At 57.6% G+C, this 19,551-nt stretch carries 18 protein-coding genes; 7 read left to right on the top strand and 11 right to left on the bottom strand.

Going from position 1 to position 19,551, the window contains the following annotated elements; genetic code table 11:
• Nucleotides 1-16 precede the first annotated feature (16 nt).
• Complete coding sequence (gene mce / locus DHN10_RS15630) at nt 17-421, bottom strand: methylmalonyl-CoA epimerase (RefSeq protein WP_108816271.1); 405 nt, start codon at nt 419-421, stop codon at nt 17-19.
• Nucleotides 422-546: 125 nt separating this feature from the next.
• Here mce and DHN10_RS15635 point away from each other — a divergent pair, with 125 nt between their 5' ends.
• Entirely contained in the window at nt 547-1,263 is a 717-nt protein-coding gene (locus tag DHN10_RS15635) for a response regulator (RefSeq protein ID WP_108816272.1), read from the top strand.
• Nucleotides 1,264-1,318: 55 nt separating this feature from the next.
• On the opposite strand, the gene aspS is transcribed toward DHN10_RS15635, so the two are convergent.
• Nucleotides 1,319-3,172 carry an aspartate--tRNA ligase gene (gene aspS, locus DHN10_RS15640; protein WP_108816273.1) on the bottom strand — a complete coding sequence of 618 codons (1,854 nt, stop codon included), beginning with the start codon at nt 3,170-3,172 and terminating at the stop codon, nt 1,319-1,321.
• Between the two features lie 180 nt (nt 3,173-3,352).
• Between aspS and carB the strand changes: the two genes are divergently transcribed.
• Nucleotides 3,353-6,682 (top strand): carbamoyl-phosphate synthase large subunit, encoded by a 3,330-nt coding sequence (carB, locus tag DHN10_RS15645; protein ID WP_108816274.1) that lies wholly within the window; start codon nt 3,353-3,355, stop codon nt 6,680-6,682.
• A 7-nt stretch (nt 6,683-6,689) separates the two neighbouring features.
• Here the strand turns inward: carB and DHN10_RS15650 are convergent, their stop codons facing one another.
• From DHN10_RS15650 to DHN10_RS15670, 5 genes are all read right to left on the bottom strand, one after another.
• Nucleotides 6,690-7,073 (bottom strand): hypothetical protein, encoded by a 384-nt coding sequence (locus DHN10_RS15650; protein WP_108816275.1) that lies wholly within the window; start codon nt 7,071-7,073, stop codon nt 6,690-6,692.
• On the bottom strand, nt 7,066-7,569 hold the full coding sequence (locus tag DHN10_RS15655; RefSeq protein ID WP_159087022.1) for a hypothetical protein: 504 nt from the start codon (nt 7,567-7,569) through the stop codon (nt 7,066-7,068). The genes DHN10_RS15650 and DHN10_RS15655 overlap by 8 nt, the downstream gene beginning before the upstream one ends.
• A gap of 90 nt (nt 7,570-7,659) precedes the next feature.
• Nucleotides 7,660-7,983, bottom strand: a complete 324-nt coding sequence (locus DHN10_RS20210) for a BrnA antitoxin family protein (protein WP_108816277.1) — start codon at nt 7,981-7,983, stop codon at nt 7,660-7,662.
• 168 nt (nt 7,984-8,151) lie between these two features.
• Entirely contained in the window at nt 8,152-8,865 is a 714-nt protein-coding gene (gene arsH, locus DHN10_RS15665; RefSeq protein ID WP_108816278.1) for an arsenical resistance protein ArsH, read from the bottom strand.
• Nucleotides 8,865-9,314 (bottom strand): phage regulatory CII family protein, encoded by a 450-nt coding sequence (locus tag DHN10_RS15670; protein ID WP_108816279.1) that lies wholly within the window; start codon nt 9,312-9,314, stop codon nt 8,865-8,867. The genes arsH and DHN10_RS15670 overlap by 1 nt, the downstream gene beginning before the upstream one ends.
• Before the next feature lie 303 nt (nt 9,315-9,617).
• On the opposite strand from DHN10_RS15670, the gene DHN10_RS15675 reads away from it, so the two are divergent.
• On the top strand, nt 9,618-10,217 hold the full coding sequence (locus tag DHN10_RS15675; protein WP_108816280.1) for a thymidine kinase: 600 nt from the start codon (nt 9,618-9,620) through the stop codon (nt 10,215-10,217).
• On the opposite strand, the gene DHN10_RS15680 is transcribed toward DHN10_RS15675, so the two are convergent.
• Nucleotides 10,214-12,406 carry a primosomal protein N' gene (locus tag DHN10_RS15680; protein WP_108816281.1) on the bottom strand — a complete coding sequence of 731 codons (2,193 nt, stop codon included), beginning with the start codon at nt 12,404-12,406 and terminating at the stop codon, nt 10,214-10,216. The two genes, DHN10_RS15675 and DHN10_RS15680, sit on opposite strands and share 4 nt — an antisense overlap.
• A gap of 83 nt (nt 12,407-12,489) precedes the next feature.
• Here DHN10_RS15680 and fsa point away from each other — a divergent pair, with 83 nt between their 5' ends.
• The 4 genes from fsa (at nt 12,490) to DHN10_RS15700 (ending at nt 15,650) form a co-directional block, all read left to right on the top strand.
• A complete protein-coding gene (gene fsa, locus DHN10_RS15685; protein WP_108816282.1) occupies nt 12,490-13,143 on the top strand; it encodes a fructose-6-phosphate aldolase in 654 nt (217 codons plus the stop codon).
• A gap of 165 nt (nt 13,144-13,308) precedes the next feature.
• Nucleotides 13,309-13,989, top strand: a complete 681-nt coding sequence (locus DHN10_RS15690; protein WP_234417153.1) for a DUF484 family protein — start codon at nt 13,309-13,311, stop codon at nt 13,987-13,989.
• 4 nt (nt 13,990-13,993) lie between these two features.
• Entirely contained in the window at nt 13,994-14,908 is a 915-nt protein-coding gene (locus DHN10_RS15695) for a tyrosine recombinase XerC (protein WP_108816284.1), read from the top strand.
• 43 nt (nt 14,909-14,951) lie between these two features.
• The gene (locus tag DHN10_RS15700) at nt 14,952-15,650 is read left to right on the top strand and encodes a CDP-alcohol phosphatidyltransferase family protein (RefSeq protein WP_108816285.1); all 699 of its coding nucleotides are present in this window, start codon (nt 14,952-14,954) and stop codon (nt 15,648-15,650) included.
• On the opposite strand, the gene DHN10_RS15705 is transcribed toward DHN10_RS15700, so the two are convergent.
• From DHN10_RS15705 to ileS, 3 genes are read right to left on the bottom strand one after another with little or no spacing between them, the layout of a single operon-like run.
• Complete coding sequence (locus tag DHN10_RS15705; protein WP_108816286.1) at nt 15,647-16,096, bottom strand: methylated-DNA--[protein]-cysteine S-methyltransferase; 450 nt, start codon at nt 16,094-16,096, stop codon at nt 15,647-15,649. The two genes, DHN10_RS15700 and DHN10_RS15705, sit on opposite strands and share 4 nt — an antisense overlap.
• On the bottom strand, nt 16,093-16,530 hold the full coding sequence (locus tag DHN10_RS15710; RefSeq protein ID WP_108816287.1) for a PaaI family thioesterase: 438 nt from the start codon (nt 16,528-16,530) through the stop codon (nt 16,093-16,095). Before DHN10_RS15710 ends, DHN10_RS15705 begins: the two co-directional genes overlap by 4 nt.
• Complete coding sequence (ileS, locus tag DHN10_RS15715; protein ID WP_108816288.1) at nt 16,530-19,424, bottom strand: isoleucine--tRNA ligase; 2,895 nt, start codon at nt 19,422-19,424, stop codon at nt 16,530-16,532. Before ileS ends, DHN10_RS15710 begins: the two co-directional genes overlap by 1 nt.
• Between the last annotated feature and the right edge of the window lie 127 nt (nt 19,425-19,551).

Here is a 19,551-nt window from a genome sequence, read left to right on the forward strand (position 1 = left end):
TAGAGCTGGACAAGGGCTAGACCTGTTCCAGTTCGACCAGGCAGCCGTTGAAATCCTTGGGATGCAGGAAAAGCACCGGTTTACCATGCGCCCCGATCTTGGGTTCACCGCCACCCAGCACGCGGGCACCTTCGGCCAGCAGGTGATCGCGGGCGGCCAGAATATCGTCAACCTCGTAGCAGATATGGTGAATGCCGCCTGCAGGGTTCTTGTCCAGAAAGCCCTGAATGGGTGATCCATCACCAAGCGGGTACAAAAGCTCGATCTTGGTGTTGGGCAAATTGATGAAAACCACCGTCACGCCGTGATCCGGTTCGTCCTGCGGGACACCCACATCTGCGCCCAGCATCGTGCGATACTGCGCGCTCGCGGCCTCCAGATCGGGGACTGCGATAGCAACGTGATTGAGACGACCGATCATGTAGATTCTCCTTTTTGGCGCAATATGACGCGCGCCCTTGGAGGGTGCAACGCCAGATGCAGTTAATAGGCTGTTCACTTTATTGACGCCTAATGTTGGTCGAACCACAGAAAGGACGAATCGTCATGGACGGCCTGAGTGACCTGATATACGCCCGCGCGCCAACCGCCAGCCGCCCGCTTCTGGGCCTAACGGTGCTGATTGTCGAAGACAGCCGATTTGCGAGTGAAGCCGTGCGCCTGATGTGCCAGCGATCCGGTGCGCGGATCAGACGGGCGGACAATCTGGAAAATGCACGGCGGCACCTTGCGGTATATCGCCCGACGGTGGTGCTGGTTGATGTGGGGCTGCCGGATGGCTCTGGGCTGGCGCTGATTGAGGCGCTTTCGAACAGCACGCCCCGGATTGAGGTGATCCTTGGCGTCAGCGGCGACAGCACGGTTGAGGCCGACGTTCTGGCCGCAGGCGCAGATGCATTTCTAGAAAAGCCACTAAGCAGCCTTTCAGCGTTTCAATGTGCTATTCTTGGACAGCTTCCAGCGGACCGACAACCACCGCTGCCGCGCCTGCTGCAAGAGGAACATTTGGTGCCAGACCCGATCGCTTTGCGCGATGATCTGGTTCAAATCTCTGCCATCCTGAGTGATCCAGCGCAGCGGGAAAGGCTGGCCTACGTCACGCAGTTTCTGAGCGGTCTGGCACGCATCGCCAACGACAACAAGCTCGACCATGCCGTTAATACGCTAGAGCAGAGCCGCATGGCGGGTGGCAACCCAGACAAGGCGATTGCAGCTCTCTCAGAGATTATCAATGCGCGGCTTGCGTCGCGTAGCCCGATTTAGGATCAGGCCCATTGGATCCACGGCACCAGTTTAACGGAATTAGCGGGGCCTGACCCTAGCTTTCCGGTGGCAGGACGCGCAAACGCAATTCACGCAGCTGCTCATTCTGTGGCTCGTTGGGGGCGTCCATCATCAGGTCTTCGGCGCGCTGGTTCATCGGGAACATGATGACCTCGCGGATGTTGGACGCATCCGCCAGCAGCATCACAATCCGGTCGATCCCAGCCGCACACCCACCGTGGGGCGGCGCGCCATATTGGAACGCGTTGACCATCCCGCCAAAGCGCTTGTTCACTTCGTCTTGGCCATAGCCCGCAATTTCAAATGCCTTGAACATGATCTCTGGGCGGTGGTTCCGAATGGCGCCCGACACCAGTTCGTAGCCGTTGCAGGCCAGATCATACTGATAGCCCAACACCTTCAATGGATCACCTTGCAGCGCTTCCATCCCGCCTTGCGGCATGGAGAACGGGTTATGTTCAAAATCGATCTTGCCGGTTTCTTCGTCCTGCTCGTAGATCGGGAAATCCACGATCCATGCAAAGGCAAAGCGGTTCTGATCGGTCAGCCCCAATTCTTCGCCAATCACGTTCCGCGCCTTGCCCGCGACACCTTCAAACGCCTTCGGCTTGCCGCCAAGGAAAAACGCGGCATCGCCCAGGCCCAGGCCAAGTTGCTGGCGGATCGCCTCCGTGCGCTCTGGGCCAATGTTCTTGGCAAGCGGTCCAGCGGCTTCCATGCCGCCCTCAACCTCACCTGACTTCAGTTTGGCTTGCGCCTCTTTCACCGAAATCCCAAGCTCTTGCGCAACTGCGTCGGCAGTTTTTTCGCGCCAGAAGATATAGCCCATTCCGGGCAACCCTTCCTTTTGGGCAAAGGCATTCATACGATCACAGAACTTGCGTGACCCGCCGGTCGGTGCGGGGATCGCACGAACCTCGGTCCCTTCTTGTTCCAGCAGTTTGGCAAAAATCGCAAAACCCGACCCTGCAAAATGCTCGGACACAACCTGCATCTTGATCGGGTTGCGCAGGTCGGGCTTATCGCTGCCATACCACAGCGCGGCATCACGATAAGAAATCTGTTCCCACGTCTGATCGACCTTGCGACCCTTGCCGAATTCCTCAAAAATTCCGGTGATCACAGGTTGGATTGTGTCAAACACGTCCTGCTGCTCAACGAACGACATCTCCAAGTCCAACTGATAGAAATCCGTGGGCGAACGATCCGCGCGCGGGTCTTCGTCACGGAAACACGGGGCAATCTGGAAATACTTGTCATAGCCCGACACCATGATCAGCTGCTTGAACTGCTGGGGGGCCTGCGGCAACGCGTAGAACTTGCCCGGATGCAAACGTGATGGCACCAAGAAATCACGCGCACCTTCAGGCGAAGAGGCCGTGATAATCGGCGTCTGGTATTCGCGGAACCCACCATCCCACATGCGGCGGCGCATGGAGGCCACAACATCAGAGCGCAGTTTCATGTTGTCCTGCATCGCTTCGCGACGCAGGTCCAGATAGCGATACTTCAGGCGGGTCTCTTCGGGGTATTCCTGATCACCAAACACCATCAGCGGCAATTCCTTGGACGCACCCAGCACTTCGATGGCACGCACAAAGACCTCAACCTCGCCGGTGGGCAGCTTCGCATTCACCAGTTCAGGGTCGCGCGCCTTCACTTCGCCATCAATGCGAATACACCATTCAGAGCGCACCTTTTCCACATCGCCAAAGGCCGCAGAATCAGGATCACACAGCACCTGCGTGATGCCATAGTGATCGCGCAAATCGATAAACAGGATGCCCCCATGGTCACGCACCCGGTTCACCCAGCCCGACAAGCGAACAGTGTCGCCTACATTGGCGGCGGTCAGATCGGCACAGGTATGGCTGCGATAGGCGTGCATAGGTCAATCCCTCAAGGCTTTTGGTCGGCCCGATACACCTCTTTGCATAGACGAAGTCAACCGCTCGCTGCATCTTGGTCCAAAAACGCGCCGTACGGGCATCAAAATCACCGCAATCCCTTGCACCATGGCGCGCCATCCCTATAACCCACGACAATTCGCAAATTAGGGGGCACTGCCATGCCAAAGCGTACCGACATCCAGTCGATCATGATCATCGGCGCCGGCCCCATTATTATCGGCCAAGCGTGTGAGTTCGACTACTCCGGCGCACAGGCCTGCAAGGCGCTGCGCGAAGAAGGCTACCGGGTCATTCTGGTCAATTCCAACCCCGCCACAATCATGACCGATCCGGGTCTTGCCGATGCAACCTATATCGAACCGATCACGCCGGAAGTTGTCGCCAAAATTATTGAAAAAGAACGCCCCGACGCGCTCTTGCCGACGATGGGCGGGCAGACAGGCCTAAACACCTCGCTGGCGCTGGCCGACATGGGTGTACTGGAAAAATTCGGCGTTGAAATGATTGGGGCAAAGCGCGAAGCCATCGAAATGGCCGAAGACCGCAAGCTGTTCCGTGAAGCCATGGACCGTTTAGGCATCGAGAACCCCAAGGCAACAATCGTGACCGCCCCCGAAGTGGATGGCAAACAAGACCTCGACGCTGGCGTCAAAATAGCACTTGAGGCATTGGAAGACATCGGCCTGCCCGCCATCATCCGCCCCGCCTTTACCCTTGGTGGCACAGGCGGCGGCGTGGCGTATAACCGTGAAGAATACGAACATTTTTGCCGCACGGGCATGGATGCCTCTCCTGTCGGCCAAATCCTCGTGGACCAGTCGCTTTTGGGCTGGAAAGAGTTCGAGATGGAAGTCGTGCGCGACAAGGCGGACAACGCCATCATCGTCTGCGCCATCGAAAACGTGGACCCGATGGGCGTGCACACTGGCGATTCAATCACCGTAGCCCCTGCCCTGACGCTGACGGACAAAGAATATCAGATCATGCGCACGCACTCCATCAACGTGCTGCGCGAAATCGGCGTCGAAACCGGTGGATCCAACGTGCAGTGGGCCGTGAACCCCGCTGACGGGCGCATGGTCGTGATTGAGATGAACCCCCGCGTTTCGCGCTCGTCCGCGCTGGCGTCCAAGGCCACAGGTTTCCCGATTGCAAAAATCGCTGCGAAACTGGCGGTGGGCTATACGCTGGATGAATTGGACAACGACATCACGGGTGTGACCCCTGCGTCCTTCGAGCCGACAATCGATTACGTCGTCACCAAAATCCCACGCTTTGCATTTGAAAAATTCGCAGGCTCTGAACCTTACCTGACGACGGCGATGAAATCTGTGGGCGAGGCGATGGCCATTGGCCGCACGTTCCACGAGAGCATGCAAAAGGCTCTCGCTTCTATGGAAACGGGCCTCACCGGTTTCGATGACATCGACATCCCCGGCGCACCTGATGCCGCTGCGATCACCAAAGCACTGGCCAAACAGACCCCCGACCGTATCCGGGTCATCGCGCAAGCCATGCGGCACGGCTTGTCCGACGACGATATCTTCGCCGTCACCAAGTTCGACCCGTGGTTCCTTGCCCGCATTCGCGAAATCATCGAGGCCGAGGCCGACATCATCAAAGACGGCCTGCCCGTGACCGAGGAAGGGCTGCGCGCGATCAAAATGCTCGGCTTTACCGACGCACGCCTTGCCAAGCTGACAGGCCGCACCGAGGACCAGGTGCGCCGCGCCCGCCACAACCTTGGCGTCAATGCCGTCTTCAAGCGGATCGACACCTGCGCTGCGGAATTTGAGGCGCAAACACCCTATATGTATTCCACCTACGAAAGCCCTGTGATGGGCGAGGCGGAATGCGAAGCCCGGCCATCAGACCGCAAAAAAGTCGTCATCCTTGGCGGTGGCCCTAACCGCATCGGCCAAGGGATCGAGTTCGATTACTGCTGCTGCCACGCCTGTTTCGCCCTGACCGATCAGGGTTATGAAACCATCATGATCAACTGCAACCCCGAGACTGTCAGCACCGATTATGACACTTCCGACAGGCTCTATTTCGAACCGCTAACCTTTGAGCACGTGATGGAAATCTTGCGCGTCGAGCAGGATAATGGCACCCTGCACGGCGTCATCGTGCAATTCGGTGGACAGACCCCGCTCAAGCTCGCCAATGCGCTGCATGACGCTGGCATCCCGATCCTTGGCACTACACCTGACAGCATTGACCTTGCCGAAGATCGTGAGCGTTTCCAACAGCTTGTCCAGAAACTCGACCTCAAGCAACCGCATAACGGCATTGCCGCCACCGACGAAGAGGCGCTCAACATTGCCGAAGGCATCGGCTTTCCACTCGTCATCCGCCCATCCTTCGTCTTGGGCGGGCGCGCTATGGAAATCGTGCGCGATATGGACCAGCTGCGCCGCTACATCTCTGACGCCGTGGTGGTGTCGGGCGACAGCCCCGTCCTGCTTGACAGCTACCTTTCCGGTGCTGTTGAGGTTGACGTCGATTGTCTTTCAGACGGCAACGCCACCCATGTCGCGGGCATCATGCAGCACATTGAAGAGGCGGGCGTTCATTCCGGCGACAGCGCGTGTTCCCTACCCCCTTATTCGCTGTCAGACGCGATGATCGCGGAAATCCGCAGCCAGACGGAAAAACTGGCCAAGGCGCTTAACGTTGTGGGCCTGATGAACATCCAGTTCGCAGTCAAAGACGAAACAGTTTACCTGATCGAGGTGAACCCCCGCGCATCCCGCACCGTGCCCTTCGTGGCCAAAGCGACCGACTCTGCCATCGCCTCTATCGCCGCGCGGTTGATGGCGGGCGAACCACTGTCGAATTTCCCCCTGCGCACGTCTTATCCGGACTCTGAGAACCCCATGGACGTCCTGCCTATGGGCGACGCCTTCACCCTCGCCGATCCCAACACACCATGGTTTTCGGTGAAAGAGGCCGTCCTGCCCTTCGCCCGCTTCCCCGGCGTCGATACGATCCTTGGCCCTGAAATGCGGTCAACCGGAGAGGTCATGGGCTGGGACCGGTCCTTCCCCCGCGCGTTCCTCAAGGCGCAAATGGGCGCAGGCACCGAACTGCCAGAAGCAGGCACCGTCTTTATCTCAATCAAGGATGCTGACAAAACCGACGCTATGCTGGAAGCTGGACAAATGCTGCTGAAACTGGGGCTGGATATCGTGGCGACACGGGGCACCGCAGCGTGGCTGACCGAAAATGAGATCGCCTGCGAAGTGGTTAACAAAGTCTACGAAGGCGGGCTGACCATCGTTGACCGGCTCAAAGACGGGCACATCGCATTGGTCTTCAACACGACCGAAGGCGCACAAGCGGTTGAGGACAGCCGCGACATCCGCGCCGTCGCCCTCTACGACAAAATCCCGTATTTCACGACAGCCGCGGCGTCACATGCAGCCGTGTTGGCGATGCAAGCGCGGGTTGAGGGGGATGTTGGAGTGAGGAGCTTGCAGGGATAGAGCGTGCCTAAGCGAATAGATCGTCATTCAATTCTTTAAGCAATTCATCCAATAGCTCATCGGCTCCAGACACCTTTCGTCTTAAATCATGAAAGAAAGGATCTACTTTCTTGAAGTAAGGGGCACCATTTTGGTCTGCATCTAGGTTCTCGTCATTGAAGGAATCAACCACTTCACCAAAATCGTTCTCAATGCGAAAGACATAAAGAGTGAGGTCTTCCCGGTTTCGCTGTTGAGCAAATCGAATCACGGAGTTCTTGACAGTAGTAATGAATTCTCCGCTACGCGTGGACTCCTCCCAATCAAGGTCACCAGATTTCGTCCGTTCCAGTAGTCGATCTACCAAAAGCTGCCAACGCTTGACAACTTTCTCATTTGTATTTTCATTCATTTTTAGACAACCTCTCCTTCATCTCGGAAATCGCCACGATGAGAACCTCTTTCTGATCTCTTACAATTTTCAAAAGCTTCGCTTGGCTAGGCGCCTTTCGATTTGTGAAACGTACCAAATCGGCTTCTTCCCCTATCTCACGCATATGGGACACTAATTGGACTAAGTCCTTCCTAGTATCGATCGTAAACAATTCCGACTTTTGTCTTACTATCGGCACAACGCGATTTCGGAGCGAAGTTGCACGCTCCTCCACGAGTTCCCAAGAACTGCTACCAATTTGCCGAGACAGGTCATCGATTTGAACTAAAGAGGCATTCAACTCTGAAAGCACTGAAACACTCGATATTTGGTTTCTGGCCTCAGTGGCAGCAATTTGGGCATTGTCAGCAGAACCTTTCGCTCGTCTGGAATAAAAAACCGTTAGAACTGCACCTACGACCGAAGCTATAGTTCCAGTAACTTCAGTAAATATTAGATTCACAAATTCGAACAACATCATTCTCTATAGAGTTCTCTACTGACGCTACACGTTATGCGAGTGCAAACAAAGACAAGATGCACATTTTTATCTTTGCACGAGAAACTAACCGTCCACACGTCGGTTGCAACAAGAAACTAGGAGCAATTGGGCTCGACGTACCCGACAATATCCCCTGCGCCCCTTCAAATAACGCGCGCCCTTCTCCTCCAACTCCCCTTCCATCTGCTGACCCCGCTCCATGAGGGCAGCGGCTCCCATCCTGTCTCCAGTCGCTCCGGCACCAGCACCTAGCCCGTCGTATCCGGCCCATCGATAACCCCCCGCCAGCCGGTAGTCCATGAACACCCGCAGCACCCGGTTGATACGCGGCTGATACACCTCACCCATCGGCTTGAAGAATTTAACCACATCCGCCTCCAGCCGCATCAGCCCTCTTCGTCGCAAGTCCGTTCGCAAATCATGCTTTCCCTACACCCCCAGATGTGATGAAACTGCGCCATTACACCAGCCCGCAGGACCGCACATGAAACTCGCCATCACGCTCGCCGCACTTTTCACACTCACCGCTTGCGGTGTGCCCTTGGTTCCGCTGATCTAGCTGCTCACCCGTTTGTGGACGTCTTCCTGCGTCTCGACCCGCTCTGAATAGCGATCGGTCAGCATGGCGCTGCGCCCGCGTGTCATGACGGTGAACCGTGCCAGTTCCTCCATCACGTCAACGATGCGATTGTAAAGGGCGGAAGGCTTCATCCGTCCATCCGCGAACTCTTTCCAGGCCATGGGCACGGAGGATTGGTTGGGGATCGTGATCAGCCGCATCCAGCGGCCCAGGATGCGTAACTGATTGACAGTATTAAAGGATTGCGACCCGCCGCTGACCTGCATCACGGCCAGCGTCTTGCCCTGGGTGGGTCTGATGCCACCAATGGCAGAAAGCGGGATCCAGTCGATCTGAGTTTTCATGATGCCCGTCATCGCCCCATGCCGTTCGGGGCTGGACCAGACCATGCCTTCGGACCAAAGGGCCAGATCGCGCAGTTCTTCCACTTTGGGGTGATCGGCATCCGCATCGTCAGGCAAGGGCAAACCAGAGGGGTCAAATATCCGTGTCTCGCAGCCCAGCGCCCGCAGGACACGCGCGCCCTCTTCGGCGGCCAGACGCGAATAGCTGACATCGCGCAATGAGCCATAAAGCAACAAGATGCGCGGCGGGTGTTGTGGGGCATCGGGCCCCGCCAATGCAGCGATATCCAACGGCTGCAACGCGCCCGGCACGATGTTGGGCATATCCGAGGTGTCGATGCTCATCAGGCGCTGTCTTCGAGGTGCAGTTTCATATCAATCAACACCTGTTGCAGCGCGGTTGTTTCGCGCAGCAGGCGTTTGGCTTCGTTGATGGTGATCACCCCATCGGCAATGGATTGGTTGTATTCAGCCATCAACAGGGCAAAGCGCTGACTGAGCTTGATCACATCCGTATTGATCTCGCCTTCGTTGTTGGCGCGGGATTTGTCGTAAGACAATGCAGCCCCATTCAACTCTGCCAGCGCAGAGGTGACATGCGGGTAGGACGATGCCGCCTCTAGCGCGACAACAGCATCCACTGGCATGAACCGGTCGGCATGTTCGGTGTTGTCGGAATAGTATCGTCCCAGCGTCGCTTTGGACTTGCCCGTCAGTTCGCAGGCCGCTTCGATGCCCACATCCTTGACCAAGGCTTCGGTGTGCTTTTTCAGATAGTTACCATTGCCCGCCATAGGTGTACTCCAACTTGACCTTGCTGCCGTTGCGGAAGGGGAAACCGCGATATCTATTCCCATTAAAGCGGTTCGTGCGTCATGTCATTGATAAAGCGTTCCTCTGAGGGACGAGTAACCAGTGTCCATGCGGTAGTCATGGTATGTTAAGGATCGCGATCCACCCCCCAACACCTTTGGTTCAGTCGCCTAGATTGCCGTGGCGACGGAGTGCGCGGTGCATTGGTTGCCATCGCGGCCCAGTGCGTGCAAAAAATCAGGTGCTGCCTTCAACGCGCCTTCGAAACGCGATAATGACCCGTCATGGCCAAGCTCTATTTCAACTACTCCACCATGAACGCGGGCAAATCGACAGTCCTGCTGCAAGCCTCGCATAACTACATCGAACGAGGGATGCAGACCTATCTGCTGATTGCGCGTTTTGATGACCGTGCAGGTGTCGGCCGAATTGGCAGCCGCATCGGCATTGGCGCTGATGCAGACACATTTGGTGCCGATGATGATCTGTTCGAGATGATCGCAGCGCGTCTGAATGAAGGGCCATGCGCCTGTGTTTTTCTGGATGAGGCGCATTTCATGACGCCTGATCACGTCTGGCAACTGGCCCGCGTTGTGGATGATTTGGGCGTGCCTGTCATGACTTATGGCTTGCGGGTCGATTTCAGAGGGCGGCTGTTCCCGGCCTCGGCGTCATTGCTGGCGTTGGCAGATGAAATGCGCGAAGTTCGCACGATCTGCCATTGCGGCAAGAAAGCCACGATGGTCGTGCGCCGCGACGAGGACGGCAACGTACTGGCCGCAGGTGATCAGATCGTTGTGGGCGGGAATGAGCGTTATATATCGCTTTGCCGCAGACACTGGCGCGAGGAAATGGGCGACTACGCCGACCCAAACAAGGACTAATAAAAACTTTGCGGGTCGATATCGATCGCCATGCGTAAGTTGGTGGGCAGGCGAAACTGTCCCGCCCATCTGGCAAGGGCAGGTTGCAGCGGTGCGGTCTTATCAGCTTTGACCAGTAATCTTACGCGGTGCCGCCCGCGCACCCGCGCAATCGGTGCCGGTGCAGGTCCGAAAACCTGCGCTCCGATCTGGCGCAGCGGTGCGTCCATGCGCGCCATCTCTGCGCCCAGATCAAAGACCTCTTGCACGTTGGGACTGCTCAGGATGATCCCCGCCATGCGCCCGTAGGGCGGGACACCCGCCGCTTTGCGTTCTTCTGCCTCCGCGGCCCAGAAACTTTCTTCATCCCCTGCCAGAATGGCGCGGATCACCGCATGTTCCGGCTGGTAGGTCTGCAAGAGCGCCTCACCCGGTGTGTCAGACCGCCCCGCGCGGCCCGCGACCTGCCGCATCAGTTGAAACGTGCGCTCTGCCGCACGCAGGTCAGAGCCTTGCAACCCGAGATCAGCATCAATCACCCCCACTAAAGTGAGCAGCGGAAAGTTGTGCCCCTTCGCCACAAGCTGCGTGCCGATGATGATATCAGTGCCACCTTCCGCAATTTCCTCGATATGTGCTTTCATCGCACGGGCCGAACCGTAGAGATCGGATGACAGCACAGCGATCCGCGCATCGGGAAACAGCGCCTCCACCTCTTCACCCATGCGTTCCACTCCGGGGCCAACAGCGCTCAGACGGTCTTCTGCCTCGCAGCTGGGGCATTGGGTGGGCATCGGTTTCGTCTCACCACATTGGTGGCACATCAGCCGTTTAAGAAACCGGTGTTCGACCATACGCGCGTCACAGTGATCACACCCAATCTGATGCCCGCAGGCACGGCACAATGTGATCGGCGCATAGCCCCGGCGGTTGAGGAAAATCAGCGATTGCTCTCCCTTCTCCAACCGGGTCTGGATTGCCCCCAGTAGGGTGGGTGAAACCCACCGCCCGCCCGGGACATCCTCGGCCCGCATATCAATCGCCGTCATCTTCGGCATGACGGCTGACCCGAACCGCGACGTCAGTTCCAACCGCTGATACTTGCCGCTGTCCACATTGGCCCAGCTTTCCAAGGACGGCGTCGCCGAGGCCAACACAACCTGCGCCCCATTGATCGCAGCACGCAGCACCGCCATGTCGCGGGCGTTATAAAGCACGCCATCTTCCTGCTTGTAGGAGGTGTCATGTTCCTCATCGACCACGATCAACCCAAGGTTCTGATACGGCAGGAATAATGCAGAGCGCGCGCCCACCACCAGTTGCGCATCCCCCTGCCCGACCATACGCCAGCAACGGCGACGTTCGGTCATGGTCACACCTGAATGCCATTCGGCAGGTTTCATGCCAAAGCGGGCCTCGACCCGTGTGATGAATTCGCCCGAGAGCGCGATTTCAGGCAGCAAAACCAGTGCTTGGCGGCCCATGCGCAGGCATTCGGCGACGGCTTCAAGGTAGACTTCGGTTTTGCCTGACCCTGTCACGCCTCGCAGCAGGGTTGTGCCGTATCCATCGCTGCGCAGTGCGGCGCGCAATGTTGCAGCGCCTGTGGCCTGATCAGCGTTCAACGCCTTGCCGCCATAGTCGGGGTCAAGTGCCGGGTAGGCGGTATCTCGCGGCGCTTCTTCTTCTGAAACCGCGCCCAGCTTGACGAGGCCCTTGACCACGGACGTGCCCACGCCTGCCATCTCTGCTACCTCGCCCAATGTGAAGGACAGCCCGCCGTAATCTCGCAGAACGGCGAGCACCTTTTCGCGGGCTCCGGTCATGCGGTCGGGGGTCTGGTCGCCCAGCCGGTAAACTTTGCGCATGGATTGCGCATCGCCCAAGCCCGGCGCGCGGGTCGCCAGACGCAGCATCGCAGGCATCGGCGTCAACGTATATTCAGCAGCACGCGTCAAGAAACTGCGCATCTCGTCACGCATCGGGGCCACGTCAAGCACCCGAATAACCGACCGTATCTTGGCGTAGTCAAAATCACCCTTGCCCGGTGCCCAAACAACGCCTAGCACCTTGCGCGGGCCCAGCGGCACTTCGACAAAGGCACCCAGATGACAGCCACCTTCGGGTGCCTTATAATCAAGCACACGGTCCAGCGGCTGTGTTGTCAGCACGCCAACAAGGTCACCTTCGTGGAAGTAGCTGTCGGTCATAGCCGCCTTTGTGGGTTTTCGTCGCCTGCCCAATCAGGTAGACGCTGACCCAACAAATACCAACCCATACCCGGAGTGAAGAGATGAAGTTTTTCGTAGACACCGCTGAGATTGACCAGATCAAAGAACTCAACGACTTGGGGATGGTGGATGGGGTCACGACAAACCCCTCGCTAATCGCTAAGTCCGGTCGTAATATTCTGGAAGTCACCAAAGAGATTTGCGACCTTGTTGACGGTCCTGTCTCTGCCGAGGTGGTCGCACTGGACGCAGAAACCATGCTGGCGGAAGGCCGCAAGCTGGCTAAGATCGCCGATAATATTGCCGTAAAAGTGCCCCTGACATGGGCCGGTTTGCAGACCTGCAAAACGCTGTCAGATGAAGGCACGATGGTGAACGTGACGCTCTGCTTCTCTGCCAACCAAGCGCTGCTTGCGGCCAAGGCGGGTGCTACATTCATCAGCCCCTTTATTGGCCGTCTGGATGATATCAATATCGACGGGCTGGAACTGATCGAGGATATCCGGACCATTTATGACAATTATGGGTTTGGCACCAACATCCTTGCGGCGTCGATCCGTTCGGCCAACCACATGAGCGATTGTGCCAAGATCGGTGCAGATGTGGCGACAGCCCCTCCCGGTGTGATCAAGGCGATGGCGAGCCACGTGCTGACCGACAAGGGTCTGGCTGGTTTCATGGCAGATGTCGAAAAGGCTGGCATCAAGATCCTGTAAGATGCTGCATGTAAGGTGGATCAAGATCCACCTTACCTCCTCCTACCAATAGGGCAAAAGTGCCACGCTTAGTGCTTTGCCGCTAAAAACCCTGCGACAAGCGACGTAACCCTCTGCTAAGTTGACAAAAAACAAAGCAGAGCAGGCACCATGAACAAACCAATAATGGCTGATGAACTTCGTGAGAAGATCATCGCAAACCCTGACGTCCTTTTGGAAGATCACGATCTGATGCGCGCCCTCGTGGGGGCCAACGAAGATCAATCCGCGGGCAATATCGTCGATCTGCGCTCGGTCGCGATGGACCGGCTTGAGGCGCGCTTTGACCGCCTTGAAGACACCCACCGCAACGTGATTGCCGCCGCCTATGACAATCTGGCAGGCACCAATCAGGTCCACCGCGCCATCCTGCGCATGATGGATGCCAGCACCTTTGCACAGTTTCTGACCGATCTGACCGGCGAAGTTGCCGATATTCTGCGCGTCGATGCGATCCGCCTGGTGCTGGAAAGCAGCGACAATGAAGAACTCAACAACGATGGCACCACCGTCGCTGTAATGCCCGAAAACTATGTCGACGGCTACATCACCCTTGGCCGCAACATGCCCGCACGCCAGATCACCCTTCGCCCTTTTCACAAGGTCGGTGGTAGCCTGTATGGCCCCCGCGCAGACTATATCAAATCCGAAGCCTGCCTGAAGGTTGATCTTGGCCCCGACCGCCTGCCCGCCATGCTGGTCATGGGCAGCGAAGACCCGTTGCAGTTCAGCTCCCAACAAGGCACCGACCTTTTGACGTTCTTTGCCGGTGTTTTTGAACGGGTTGTGCGGCGCTGGTTGGCATAAGCCGATGATCGCGCCTGCCCTGACAGACGCATCCACAGCCTGGCTGGCGCATCAACGCGCCCTTGCGGGGGCCGCCGAGAACACGCTGAAGGCGTACCAGACGGACGTTCTGGGCTTTCTTGCCTTCATGACACAGCATAACGGCGGGTCGCAGGGCCTCGCACCCATTTCCCGCGTGACCGTCCGCGATATGCGTGCATGGATGGCGCATGAGCGTGGGCGCGGCATCGGTGCCCGGTCTCTGGCGCGCGCGCTATCTGCGATAAAATCCTTTTACAAATGGCTGGCCGAGCGTGAGGGGTTTGAGCCGACGGCCGTGCTTTCTACACGGTCGCCAAAGTTCCAGCGCAAACTGCCCCGCCCACTAGAAGAAAGTGCCGCCGTTCAGATGATTGAAACAGTGGCGTTTCAGTCCGAGGAGCCTTGGGTCGCAGCGCGGGACGTGGCCGTTGTCACACTGCTGTACGGCTGCGGCTTGCGGATATCAGAAGCACTGGGTCTGACCGGCACCGATGTGCCCCTGCCCGACGTACTTCGGATCACCGGGAAAGGCGGAAAAGAGCGTATCGTGCCCGTTATTGACGCCGCCCGTGATGCCGTTGATGCTTATCTGGACCTTTGCCCGTACCCCGTTGAACCCAACACACCCATCTTTCTCGCGGTGCGCAGTGGCCCCCTATCACCCCGTATGATCCAAAAGGCGATGGAGCAGGCCCGCATGCAATTGGGCCTGCCCGCCACTGCCACTCCACATGCCATGCGCCATTCCTTTGCCACTCATCTGCTGGCCGCTGGCGGTGATCTCCGCGCGATCCAGGAACTTCTTGGTCACGCCTCATTGTCGACAACTCAGGCCTATACCGCCGTCGATGCGGCACATCTGATGTCGGTTTATGAAAAGGCCCACCCCAAGGCCTGACTATCACGTTGCCCTGTAATTCAATTTCGAGCATGACAATCATATGACACTCCGCACCAAAGCCCTTCTTGTCCATCTGTTCACCGCCACCGGTGCCGTTTTTGCCATGCTCGCCATGTTGGCCGCCGTGCAGGAACAATGGAGCCTGATGTTTCTTTGGCTTGTCGTGGCGTTCTTTGTGGACGGCATCGATGGCCCGCTCGCCCGCAGATATGACGTAAAGACCAACGCACCAGCCTTCGACGGGGTGCTGTTGGACCTGATCATCGACTATCTGACCTATGTGTTTGTGCCAGCCTATGCGCTCTTCAAATCGGGGCTTCTGCCGGGTTGGACAGGCTGGTTTGCGATCATCATCATCACCTTTGCGTCGGCGATGTACTTTGCTGATACACGCATGAAAACAAAAGATAATTCCTTTTCCGGTTTTCCTGGGTGCTGGAACATGCTGGTGCTTGTCATCTTTGCCTTGCAGCCCAATTTCTGGGTGTCGCTGGTGCTGGTCGCCAGCCTTGCGATCACCATGTTTATGCCGCTGAAATTCGTGCATCCGGTGCGCACTGAACGCTGGCGTTTGATCACCTTGCCTATGGCGCTGGCGTGGACGTTCTTTGCAGGTTGGGCGGCTTGGGTGGATTTCCATCCCGAAAGCTGGGCGCATTGGGGTTTGATCATCACTTCGGTCTATCTGTTGTTTGCCGGTGTCAGCCAACAGATCATCCCAGAGCGTAAGAGCGCCTAAATCAGTAGTCCTGCCGCGCCTTCCAGCTTGAGCAGTTCAACCTTCGCCTCAACCCCACCACGGCCCGAAAACCCTCCTAGCCCGGCTGCGGCAAGGACGCGGTGACAAGGAATGAAGATCGCGATGGGGTTTGCGCCGCAGGCTTGGCCGATGGCTTGCGCTGATACGCCCAGTTCTTTTGCTAAGTCGCCGTAGGTGCGTGTTTCACCGAAGGGGATGGCGCAAAGGGCAGCATAGAACCGCTGCTGAAATTCGCTGCCGCGCGGTGCAAGCGGCAAGGTGAAGTCCTGCAAGTCACCTGCGAAGTAGGCTGCGACCTCGGCGGTGGCCTGATCATAAAGAGGCCCTTCGGTCAGGTTGCCCGGTTCATTCCAAAGTAGTTCGGTGATTGCGCCCTCGCGGGCGTTTGCCCCAAGCGGCCCCACGACTGAGGAAGCACAAATCATACCTTGAGCCCGCGCACCGCCATCATTGTGGCGGTGATAGTCGCAACTGTGGTTTCTTGCGTGCCATCAATGGCAATAGCCCGCCCTTCGGTGAAGGTCAGCGTGCGCCCGGATTTGAGCACGTCACCTTCAAACCGGAATGACTGTCCGCGCGCGGGGGCGATGAAGCTGCATTTGAATTCGACGGTCAGCACTTCGCTTTCGGCATCCATCAACGTCAGTGCTGCAAACCCGCAAGCGCTGTCCATGCCAGAGGTGATCAACCCCGCATGCATAAACCCGTGATGTTGCGAGAAATCCGGGTTGAACGGCATTTCCAACACCACGCGCCCCGGTGCCACATCGGCAACTGTGATCCCCATTGTTGCCATCGCACCCTGACGGTCGAAATCCGTCCGCATGCGTGCAACAGATTGGAGATCACCGTATTCCATCAGCCAAGTGCTTCGTTGCAGCGGCTGCAAACGCCGGGATGGCTATGGGTGCCGACGTCGGGCAGGAATTTCCAGCAGCGTTGGCATTTGTCGCCTTCCGCCCGATCAAAGACCACTGCGACGTCCGCGACATCATCCAAACGGAACGCATCCGCGGGTGCGGCTTCGGTCGAGACGAAGATGCCCGACGTGATACACAAATCGTCAAAACTGACCGTTTCGAGCAGCTTTGCGGTGTCACCGCTCACATACACGGTAGGTGCCGCCTCCAACGATGCGCCGATCACCTTGGCGGTCCGCTCAACCTCCAACGCACCGGTCACAACCCGGCGCACTTTGCGCACATCGGCCCATTTTGCCGCCAGCGCTTCGTCTTGCCAAGCGGCGGGTGTGTCGATGAAATCTTCAAGGTGGACGGAACTATCTTCGCCCGGGAACCGCTCCAGCCAAACTTCTTCCATCGTGAAGGTCAGCATTGGGGCCGGCCATTTGGTGATCCGGTGGAACAGGATATCCAGCACGGTGCGCGCCGCACGCCGGCGGGTGGTGTCGCCGTCGCAATACAGCGCATCCTTGCGGATATCGAAATAGAACGCCGACAGATCGACCGTCGCAAAGGTAAAGACCGCCTGAAACACACCTTGGAAATCGTAAGCTGCATAGCCTTCCCGGACTTTGACATCCAATTCAGCCAAGCGGTGCAGCACCCAGCGTTCCAACTCCGGCATATCCGCCGGTTCAACACGGTCGTTTTCTGTGAAATCCGACAGCGAACCGAGCATATAACGCAGTGTGTTGCGCAAACGGCGATAGCTGTCCGCAACACCTTTCAGGATCTCATCCCCGATCCGCAGGTCAGCCGTGTAATCCGACTGCGCCACCCAGAGCCGCAGGATATCGGCCCCGTATTGCTGCACAACCTGTTCTGGCGCGATGGTGTTGCCGATGGATTTGGACATCTTCATGCCCTTCTGATCCAGCGTGAACCCGTGGGTCAGCACACCCCGATAGGGCGCGTGACCCATCGTACCACATGCCTGCAGCATCGACGAATGGAACCATCCGCGGTGCTGGTCGGTTCCTTCAAGGTAAAGATCGGCCATGCCGTCCGTTGATCCGTCCTCGCGGTCGCGCAGAACAAAGGCGTGGGTTGAGCCGGAATCGAACCAAACGTCCAAGATGTCGAACACCTGCACGTAATCTTCGTGGTTGACCTCATTGCCCAAGAAACGCTCTTTCGCGCCTTCCTTGTACCACGCATCGGCACCTTCTTCCTCGAACGCTTGCAGGACGCGGGCATTCACGGCCTCATTGCGTAGCAGATAGTCAGGGTCGGTGGGCTGTGCGTCTTTCTTGACGAAACAGGTCAGCGGCACACCCCATGCACGCTGACGTGACAGGACCCAATCGGGTCGCGCCTCGATCATCGCGTGCAGACGGTTGCGGCCTTTCTGCGGTGTCCAAGTCACCAGTTCGTCAATGGAGCGCAGCGCGCGTTCGCGGATCGTTGTGCCGTAATCGTCCTGTCCGTCACCGACGGCCTTATCAATTGCAGCAAACCACTGCGGACGGTTCAAGCGAATAACCGGGGCCTTGGACCGCCAGCTATGTGCGTCAGAGATCGTGATGCGCTTGCGCGCCAGCAAGCCGCCGACCGCGACCAGTTTATCGATGACGGCCTTGTTTGCGCCGCCGGGTTTGCCGTTGGGCTTCAGGATCGCTTCGCCTGCAAAGAACGGCAAATCAGCCCGGTAAGAGCTGTCATCAAGGATGTTATAGGTCATCGGCAGGCCATGCTTGACCCCGATGGCATAGTCATCGTCACCGTGGCTGGGCGCGGTATGGACAAAGCCTGTACCCGCGTCATCAGTCACGTGATCGCCGGGCAGCAAGGGCACATCAAAGTCCCATTCTGCATCTGCACCCTCGGCCCCGTTCAGCGGATGCGCACAGGTCAGCTGCGCCAGCTCATCAGGCGTCACATCACTCAAGCGGCGATACATGTCACCGTCCAAACGTGCGGCACCAAACGTGTCATCGGCTAGATTGTCAGCCATGACCAAACGCTCACCGATGGTCGCCCAGCATTCTTCAGGACGGCCGATAACCTCGTAAAGACCATAGCTGATGCCAGGGCCAAAGCAGATCGCGCGGTTTTGCGGGATCGTCCAAGGGGTTGTCGTCCAGATCATGACCTTGGCGCGCTCAAAGCCCTCGGGGCCCTTCACGCAAGGAAACTTCACCCAGATCGCATCGGTTTGGCGGTCATGATATTCGACTTCAGCCTCAGCCAGAGCCGTTTTTTCGACCGGCGACCACATCACAGGTTTAGAGCCTTGATAGAGCGTGCCGTTCATCAGGAATTTCTGAAATTCCTCGGCAATCACGCGTTCAGCGTGGAAATTCATCGTCAGATACGGATCGGCCCAGTTACCGGTGATGCCAAGGCGCTTGAATTCTTCGCGCTGGATATCAACCCAGCCTTCGGCGAACTTGCGGCATTCCTGACGGAAATCAACGACACTCACGTCATCCTTGTCGCGGCCTTTGGCCCGGTATTTTTCCTCGATCTTCCATTCGATAGGCAAACCATGACAGTCCCAACCGGGGATGTAGCGTGCGTCTTTGCCCATCATTTGCTGGCTGCGCACAACCATATCCTTAAGGATCTTGTTCAGCGCGTGCCCGATATGCAGGTGGCCGTTGGCATAGGGTGGGCCGTCGTGCAGGGTAAAGGGCTGGCGGCCCTCCTTCTCGCGCAGGCGGTCATAAACCCCGATTTGCGCCCAGCGTGCCAACCACTCGGGTTCACGTTTGGGCAGACCCGCGCGCATCGGGAAATCGGTGCGGGGCAGGTTCAGGGTTGATTTATAATCGGTTGTTTCGGCGCACATGGGTGGCGTCCTTCAAGCAGTCATTTGTGGGAATAGCGTAGGATCGGTGCGCACACGCGGACACCTTTTCCCGGCAGGCGTGAAAGGTTCAGGCCGCCGGGCAAATAATGCTTATGATCATCTGCCG

Origin of the sequence: Loktanella sp. Alg231-35, assembly GCF_900143545.1 — a bacterium.
GTDB lineage: Bacteria > Pseudomonadota > Alphaproteobacteria > Rhodobacterales > Rhodobacteraceae > Yoonia.

What these genes read in the sequence shown, in the direction of transcription:
- DHN10_RS15710 (WP_108816287.1), bottom strand. Translation starts at nt 16,530, where the DNA reads ATGGAATACGGTGATCTCCAATCTGTTGCACGCATGCGGACGGATTTC.
- aspS (WP_108816273.1), bottom strand. Translation starts at nt 3,172, where the DNA reads ATGCACGCCTATCGCAGCCATACCTGTGCCGATCTGACCGCCGCCAAT.
- DHN10_RS15700 (WP_108816285.1), top strand. Translation starts at nt 14,952, where the DNA reads ATGACACTCCGCACCAAAGCCCTTCTTGTCCATCTGTTCACCGCCACC.
- DHN10_RS15635 (WP_108816272.1), top strand. Translation starts at nt 547, where the DNA reads ATGGACGGCCTGAGTGACCTGATATACGCCCGCGCGCCAACCGCCAGC.
- DHN10_RS15670 (WP_108816279.1), bottom strand. Translation starts at nt 9,314, where the DNA reads ATGGCGGGCAATGGTAACTATCTGAAAAAGCACACCGAAGCCTTGGTC.
- DHN10_RS20210 (WP_108816277.1), bottom strand. Translation starts at nt 7,983, where the DNA reads ATGCGGCTGGAGGCGGATGTGGTTAAATTCTTCAAGCCGATGGGTGAG.
- DHN10_RS15705 (WP_108816286.1), bottom strand. Translation starts at nt 16,096, where the DNA reads ATGATTTGTGCTTCCTCAGTCGTGGGGCCGCTTGGGGCAAACGCCCGC.
- fsa (WP_108816282.1), top strand. Translation starts at nt 12,490, where the DNA reads ATGAAGTTTTTCGTAGACACCGCTGAGATTGACCAGATCAAAGAACTC.
- mce (WP_108816271.1), bottom strand. Translation starts at nt 421, where the DNA reads ATGATCGGTCGTCTCAATCACGTTGCTATCGCAGTCCCCGATCTGGAG.
- ileS (WP_108816288.1), bottom strand. Translation starts at nt 19,424, where the DNA reads ATGTGCGCCGAAACAACCGATTATAAATCAACCCTGAACCTGCCCCGC.
- DHN10_RS15675 (WP_108816280.1), top strand. Translation starts at nt 9,618, where the DNA reads ATGGCCAAGCTCTATTTCAACTACTCCACCATGAACGCGGGCAAATCG.
- arsH (WP_108816278.1), bottom strand. Translation starts at nt 8,865, where the DNA reads ATGAGCATCGACACCTCGGATATGCCCAACATCGTGCCGGGCGCGTTG.
- DHN10_RS15680 (WP_108816281.1), bottom strand. Translation starts at nt 12,406, where the DNA reads ATGACCGACAGCTACTTCCACGAAGGTGACCTTGTTGGCGTGCTGACA.
- DHN10_RS15650 (WP_108816275.1), bottom strand. Translation starts at nt 7,073, where the DNA reads ATGAATGAAAATACAAATGAGAAAGTTGTCAAGCGTTGGCAGCTTTTG.
- DHN10_RS15695 (WP_108816284.1), top strand. Translation starts at nt 13,994, where the DNA reads ATGATCGCGCCTGCCCTGACAGACGCATCCACAGCCTGGCTGGCGCAT.
- DHN10_RS15690 (WP_234417153.1), top strand. Translation starts at nt 13,309, where the DNA reads ATGGCTGATGAACTTCGTGAGAAGATCATCGCAAACCCTGACGTCCTT.
- carB (WP_108816274.1), top strand. Translation starts at nt 3,353, where the DNA reads ATGCCAAAGCGTACCGACATCCAGTCGATCATGATCATCGGCGCCGGC.